Here is a 415-nt window from a genome sequence, read left to right as displayed (position 1 = left end):
GCCCAGGTTCTCGAAGAGCAGCCTGGTCATCTGGTAGGCCAGGTCGTCGGAAACGCTGGTCTGGCTCACCAGAAGGTTGGTGATGGTGGCCGTGGTCACGTCGCTGGCCTGCCCCCTGTAAGTGCCGGCCGGGATGATGCCTGGCTGATAGGCGCCGCCGATACGTGACACCACCTGCTCCGGAATGGCCACGAAGGTGATCGGCATGCGCTCGGCCAGTTCGCGAATGGCCGCCATGCCCAGACCGGCCGACTGCAGGGTGGCGTCCAACTGGCCTTTTTCGATCAGTTCCACCGACTCGGCATAGGGTTTGAACTCGACCTGCCCCATGTCTTTGTAGCTCAGACCTGCGGCCTTGAAGATGGCCCTGGCATTGAGCTCGGTGCCCGAGCGCGGGGCGCCGACGGAAATGCGC

The 415-nt window shown here is 64.1% G+C and carries 1 protein-coding gene; it reads right to left on the bottom strand.

Annotated features, from left to right (window positions below; all coding sequences use genetic code 11):
* Window positions 1-415 (bottom strand): TAXI family TRAP transporter solute-binding subunit (locus GYB81_RS24190; RefSeq protein ID WP_161898032.1); only part of this gene is annotated, 415 nt, incomplete at both ends.

This window comes from Pseudomonas yangonensis (genome assembly GCF_009932725.1).
GTDB classification, from domain to species: domain Bacteria; phylum Pseudomonadota; class Gammaproteobacteria; order Pseudomonadales; family Pseudomonadaceae; genus Aquipseudomonas; species Aquipseudomonas yangonensis.
The sequence above is the reverse complement of the archived record's forward strand: the minus strand, read 5'-3'. Positions and strand labels throughout refer to the sequence as shown.